Consider the following 5448-nt stretch of genomic DNA (forward strand, 5'->3'; position numbering starts at 1 on the left):
AAAAGCCCCGACATCCTGTCGAGGCTTTTTCATATTTGGTTTCTTGCCGTTAACTCCTGTCAACGACCACATCCTGTGTTTCTTGTTGTTCTGAATGAGACATGCTATCTCTTTATGATTCATATCATAGATAATTAAACTTTAGTCGTATATTCGCTAATTACCCCAACTCGTGTACGTTTAAACGTACATGATGCAACTATAGTGCTTCCTTTAATGTTTTTTCATGGCGTTTTACTGAATTTGCATATCGATGTGCTTGATTCCTCATATAAACACTGTTTTTGTAACCTGTAGGGCCAACATTATAGTAGCCTAATGCCGTCATCCAATCTCCAGTTGCTTGATAGTATTTGGCGAGAATGTAAGCTCCACAATTAATATTAATTTGTTCATCATAAAGATTGCCTAAACAAGTTTGTTGCCAAAACTTGGGACGAACTTGGGTCAAGCCAACAGCGTCGGCTGAAGATGTTGCATTTGTAATATAGCTTGATTCTTGTCGAATTAATGCGGCAAGTAAATGTGGAGAAATATTATAAGATTCAGCACTTTGTAAAATCATTGGAGCAACACGATTTGCAGTTGTCGGGTGAACTGAAAAAGCGTTTTGAATGCCTTTTGAAAATTGCTGAGTGTGATTGATGGTGGCTACATTTGTATTTGTACAAGCCGCAGTTATACAGCTGCTAAATAGAATAATACACAAGTTAATGAAGGTGGTTTTAGATAAAGAAAAATGAAAATTTTTTTGAGTCATCATTGAGCAGAAAGGTGATCCAGCATATAAAAACTAGCGGATAATAGAAAACAGGTTGTTTTAGATCAATAATGCTTAGTTGGCAAAAAGGTTTGCTTTTTATATCTCAGACTTGACTCAATCCTTTAGAGCAAGCTTCAACATTAGGTCAAAGCTTGTCTATTTGATTAGATTCATCAACTCGTTATAGATTAGTGCCTTAATTTTGCAGTTTTAATAATCCAAGCAACCAGTTTTTGGGCAATAGGTGCACAGATTAATACACTAGGAAAGGCAAACATCCATGCGATGATCCATGCTGACATCCACATCGAAAAGAAATGATTGACCAATCCCACTGCTTTAAAGGTCGTGATGCCTGAGATGATGAATGACATCATACAAGACAAAATAAGTGGAAATAGTAATGTGGCTGCTTTCACTGGATCACCTCTGAATTGTATTTAACTGCAAAGCAAAGTTTTGCCCGAATAACCGAGCGGTTTTAATATCACCGAAATCAAAAGCATTTGCTGCGCTAGCATGCTCTGCTTGTACCATAAGTCCAGACCAAGATCCTAGACGATTTGCAGCTTCGGTGTAAGCAATTCCTTGATGCTGTTCAGGTAAAATCGGATTACCCATCCATAACATTCCGTGTTGCATACAAAAAGTAAAAAGTGAAATCAACGTTGACTGTTTATCGCCTGCAGGGAGTGATGAAACAGTGAATCCTGCTGCTAGTTTGCCTTTAAGACTCTGTTTTTTGCATAAACCTCCTGTCATATCCATTAATTGTTTTAATGTGCCTGAAACGCCACCTAAATATCTCGGGCTCCCCCAAATGAGTCCATCATATTGTATGAGAAGCTCTGGTTTAGACATCAATGATTCAGCAGTAAGTAAATCGATTTCTATACCCTTGATTTGTGCAGCGCCGATTTTGATTTGTTCGGCGATAAATTGCGTATGTCCCTGACGGCTATGATAAATAATTGCGATCGTTTTCATGATTTAGTTCTCAATTAAAAAATTTAATAATTTAGCGGAGAGAAATAATCCAAATCCGAAGATACTGTGATTAATCAGACTCTTAATACGATTGATAAAAGGGTGTGGTGTTTTAGATGCAGCCATACCAGAACCCATTGCGGGTTGCATAATCAAGAAAGGAATCAAAACCGTAATGACACCAAATAAGAGTGCAGGTAATAATTGCGGTTGTGAGAGCCAGTTTTGTCCAACGATCAAAATAAAGCTGAAAGCAAAAATAATTCCAACACTGTAGTGTGCAACCCAACCGAGTAGAGCTTCATGTCGAATTTCAGGACTATGAGCAATTGATTTGTGTTGAATTTTTCCACGAAAAATCCATCCGACCCATCGACCGAGTAAGGCAAAATTTAAGCTTGGGATATTGAATTTTTTTAATATCAATAACCAAAGATCCATGATCAGTGTTGCACCAATTCCGAGACTCAAAATGTAGAGCAATATTTTAAAAATATTCATTTCACCACCTTGATCTTTTCCAAATAAAAGTTGATAAATTTATTGTGCAAGTTCAAGTCAACTTTAAGTCAAGAGGTATTTATGGATATTGGTGAAGTTTCAAAAAGAGCACATGTCACAACATCTGCATTGCGCTTTTATGAAGAGAAAGGATTGATCAAATCGATAGGACGACATGGTTTGCGGCGACAGTATGGAAAGCAGGTATTAGATCAATTGGCTTTAATTGCATTAGGTCGAGCAGCTGGTTTTTCTCTGGATGAGATTGCAAGCATGTTTGGACAAGATGGGAAACCTGAACTTGATCGGAAAATGTTGAAAGACAAAGCGGAGCAATTGGAACAAATGACAAGACGTTTACATTTTATTAGTGAGGGACTAAAGCATGCTGCAGTATGCCCTGCAGAGAATCATATGCAGTGTCCAACTTTTCAAAATTTTTTAAAAGCAGCGATTTCAGGCGAATATCAACCCACTAAGTTATAGGGAGGACACACTCTAAGGAAATGTCATCGTTTCGCCATAAAGATTTCATTTTATTGCAGTCAAAACGTCATCAAAGCTTGGTTAAATTTTTTCTAATTTTACCAAACGTATAAAATTATGAACAAGAAAATTTTAGTGATGCTTTTGTGTTGTAGTGCTTTGGGTTTAAGTGCCTGTAATGATGATAATCATCAAGATCAAACGACTTCTACAGATAAAGTTACTGAACCAACGCTTATCGCTTTTGCCAAACTTCCTGTAGCAACCTATGCGGCAGGACCTGATTCTGGTAAAGCAGTGAGTGGTGCGAATGGTATTTATCCTCCATTTAAAGGGCAACCTGTGCAGGGCTTTTCTGCTGCTTTAAAAAATGATGATGATAGTTACATGGCGATGGCAGATAATGGCTTTGGTACACAAGACAATTCCGCTGATTTCTTATTACGCATTTATAAGATAAAAGCTGACTTTAGAACCAAAACCAAGGACACAGGGCAGGTTACTGTACAAAGCTTTATTCAGTTACGTGATCCTAATAAACGTATTTCTTTTGAGATCGTGAATGGAAATACCGCAGACCGCTTATTGACGGGAGCGGATTTTGATCCTGAATCGATGCAACGTGCGGCAGATGGGACGTATTGGATTGGGGATGAATTTGGTCCTTATCTGTTACATTTTTCTGCACTGGGAATATTGTTAGATGCACCTATTCCACTACCAAATCCATTTAATTCAACGCAAGAATTGCGTTCACCACAAAACCAGTTCAATAAAGCCAATATTAACTATGTTGAACCTTTAGTCCAACGAAGTGGTGGTTTTGAAGGTATGGCGATTTCACCTGATGGTAAATATTTATATCCATTGCTTGAAAAACCCTTGGTGAATGACGCTACAGGACAACTTTTAATCTCTCAATTTGATCTACAGAAAAAAGCATATACTGGACAATACTATTGGTTTGCTTTGAACAGTAAAGCCACCAACATTGGTGATTTCCAATTATTTAATGACAAAGAAGGTATCATCATTGAACGTGATGCAAGTCAAAATAATTTAGGCGGTTATAAGAAGCTGATTCGTGTAAAATTTAACGAACCGAAACAAGCGGTTGCACGTGAAGATCTCGTCGATTTAATCAAAATATCTAATCCGAATGCTCTTTTTGGTACAGTACGAGAAGGAGATATTGGCACAGGTTCTGTATTTGCTTTCCCATTTGAAACCATTGAAGATGTGATTATTGAAAATGGTACAACGTTGACTGTATTGAATGACAATAACTTCCCAGGATCATCAGGGCGCAATGCGAAACAAGCTGATGATAATGAAATTATTCAAATCCGTTTACCAAAAGCATTATTTTAAACGTCGGGTAAAATTAGCCGAAATGATCATTCCGCATTTTGGCTGAAAGCGTATACTGTTCAGGCATAAGGAGTCCTCATGTCTGAATCAGTTACACGTCCAACCCATATCGAATATGGTTCAAAATCGTTTACTGCGATTTTATGGTCTTTATTTTTTGCTGGTTTTGCATCCTTTTCGTCTTTGTACTGTGTACAACCAATGATGCCAATTTTTGCAAAATTCTTTCAGGTTACACCGACGCATAGTAGTTTTCCTTTATCCTTTTCTACCGTCGCCTTAGCAATTGGTCTGTTATTCACAGGTTTTATTTCTGATCGTTTTGGACGTAAACCGATCATGGTTTGTGCCTTATTCCTCGTTTCGATTCTCTTATTGATTAGTGCTTCTTTTCCAATTTGGGAGATTTTTCTCAGCACCCGTATTCTCATTGGTTTAGCCGTGAGTGGGGTCGCAGCCGTTGCAATGACTTATATCGGTGAAGAAATTGCGCAGAAAGATATCGGTTTTGCGATGGGATTATATATCTCTGGCACAGCGATTGGCGGCATGGGAGGACGTTTAATTGCAGGGGTATTGGTTGACTTCATTTCTTGGCAATCTGCAACCTATATCATTGGTTTTCTAAATTTTATTATTGCTTGTCTATTTTATTTATTGTTGCCCAAATCAGAGCATTTCAAGCCATTTCCATTCCGATTTTCACGTTTTAAAGCAGCGTTTGAGCAAAATCTAAAAGACTCGAAACTACGAATTTTATTTGCTCAAGGCTTTATTTTAATGGGCTGTCTAGTCACAGTTTTTAACTATATCAGTTATCACTTATTAGAAGCACCATTTCATTTATCGCAAACTTGGATTGGTTTGATTTCGATTGCTTATTTGGCAGGGATTTATAGTTCACCTAAAGCCGCACGATGGGGCTTTCAGTATGGACGCGCTAAAGTATTACCTGTTTTATTGTTGAGTATGATTATAGGTTTATTTATTACACTTATCTCATCAATATGGGCAATTTTGTTGGGTCTTACCATTTTTACCTTTTCATTTTTTGCGGCACATTCGACAGCCAGTAGTTGGGTATCCGTTCAAGCGGTACAATATCGAGCAGTTGCTTCTTCACTTTATCTCTTTTGCTATTACATGGGCTCAAGTTTGCTTGGGAGTAGTGGTGGTTTGGTCTGGGAGCATTTTGGATGGATTGGAATTAATTTGAGTGTCACTGTGGTCTTAGTCATTGGTCTGGCACTCGCGATACACTTAATGAAGAATGAAAATAAAACGACAATTAAAGTCGCATAAACTTGATAAAAGTCCTGAAAATTTAGTAATTTAAATAA

General features: G+C 37.6%; 7 protein-coding genes. 3 read left to right on the plus strand and 4 right to left on the minus strand.

Annotated features, from left to right (window positions below; translation table 11 throughout):
* Positions 1-199: 199 nt before the first annotated feature.
* The 4 genes from AAV96_RS00615 to AAV96_RS00630 all read right to left on the minus strand — a co-directional run bounded on the left by AAV96_RS00615 (position 200) and on the right by AAV96_RS00630 (position 2251).
* Entirely contained in the window at positions 200-763 is a 564-nt protein-coding gene (locus AAV96_RS00615) for a lytic transglycosylase domain-containing protein (RefSeq protein WP_046737913.1), read from the minus strand.
* Between the two features lie 188 nt (positions 764-951).
* Complete coding sequence (locus AAV96_RS00620) at positions 952-1182, minus strand: DUF2798 domain-containing protein (RefSeq protein ID WP_004659510.1); 231 nt, start codon at positions 1180-1182, stop codon at positions 952-954.
* Between the two features lie 4 nt (positions 1183-1186).
* Complete coding sequence (locus tag AAV96_RS00625; RefSeq protein ID WP_046737914.1) at positions 1187-1750, minus strand: flavodoxin family protein; 564 nt, start codon at positions 1748-1750, stop codon at positions 1187-1189.
* A gap of 3 nt (positions 1751-1753) precedes the next feature.
* Entirely contained in the window at positions 1754-2251 is a 498-nt protein-coding gene (locus AAV96_RS00630) for a DUF2938 domain-containing protein (RefSeq protein ID WP_046737915.1), read from the minus strand.
* 81 nt (positions 2252-2332) lie between these two features.
* Here AAV96_RS00630 and AAV96_RS00635 point away from each other — a divergent pair, with 81 nt between their 5' ends.
* The 3 genes from AAV96_RS00635 to AAV96_RS00645 all read left to right on the plus strand — a co-directional run bounded on the left by AAV96_RS00635 (position 2333) and on the right by AAV96_RS00645 (position 5410).
* Entirely contained in the window at positions 2333-2737 is a 405-nt protein-coding gene (locus AAV96_RS00635) for a helix-turn-helix domain-containing protein (RefSeq protein WP_005218810.1), read from the plus strand.
* A gap of 117 nt (positions 2738-2854) precedes the next feature.
* Positions 2855-4108 carry an esterase-like activity of phytase family protein gene (locus AAV96_RS00640; protein WP_046737916.1) on the plus strand — a complete coding sequence of 418 codons (1254 nt, stop codon included), beginning with the start codon at positions 2855-2857 and terminating at the stop codon, positions 4106-4108.
* A 78-nt stretch (positions 4109-4186) separates the two neighbouring features.
* Positions 4187-5410 carry an MFS transporter gene (locus AAV96_RS00645; RefSeq protein WP_046737917.1) on the plus strand — a complete coding sequence of 408 codons (1224 nt, stop codon included), beginning with the start codon at positions 4187-4189 and terminating at the stop codon, positions 5408-5410.
* The last annotated feature ends 38 nt before the right edge of the window (positions 5411-5448 follow it).

This window comes from Acinetobacter sp. AG1 (assembly GCF_001005525.1).
GTDB classification, from domain to species: Bacteria; Pseudomonadota; Gammaproteobacteria; order Pseudomonadales; family Moraxellaceae; genus Acinetobacter; species Acinetobacter modestus.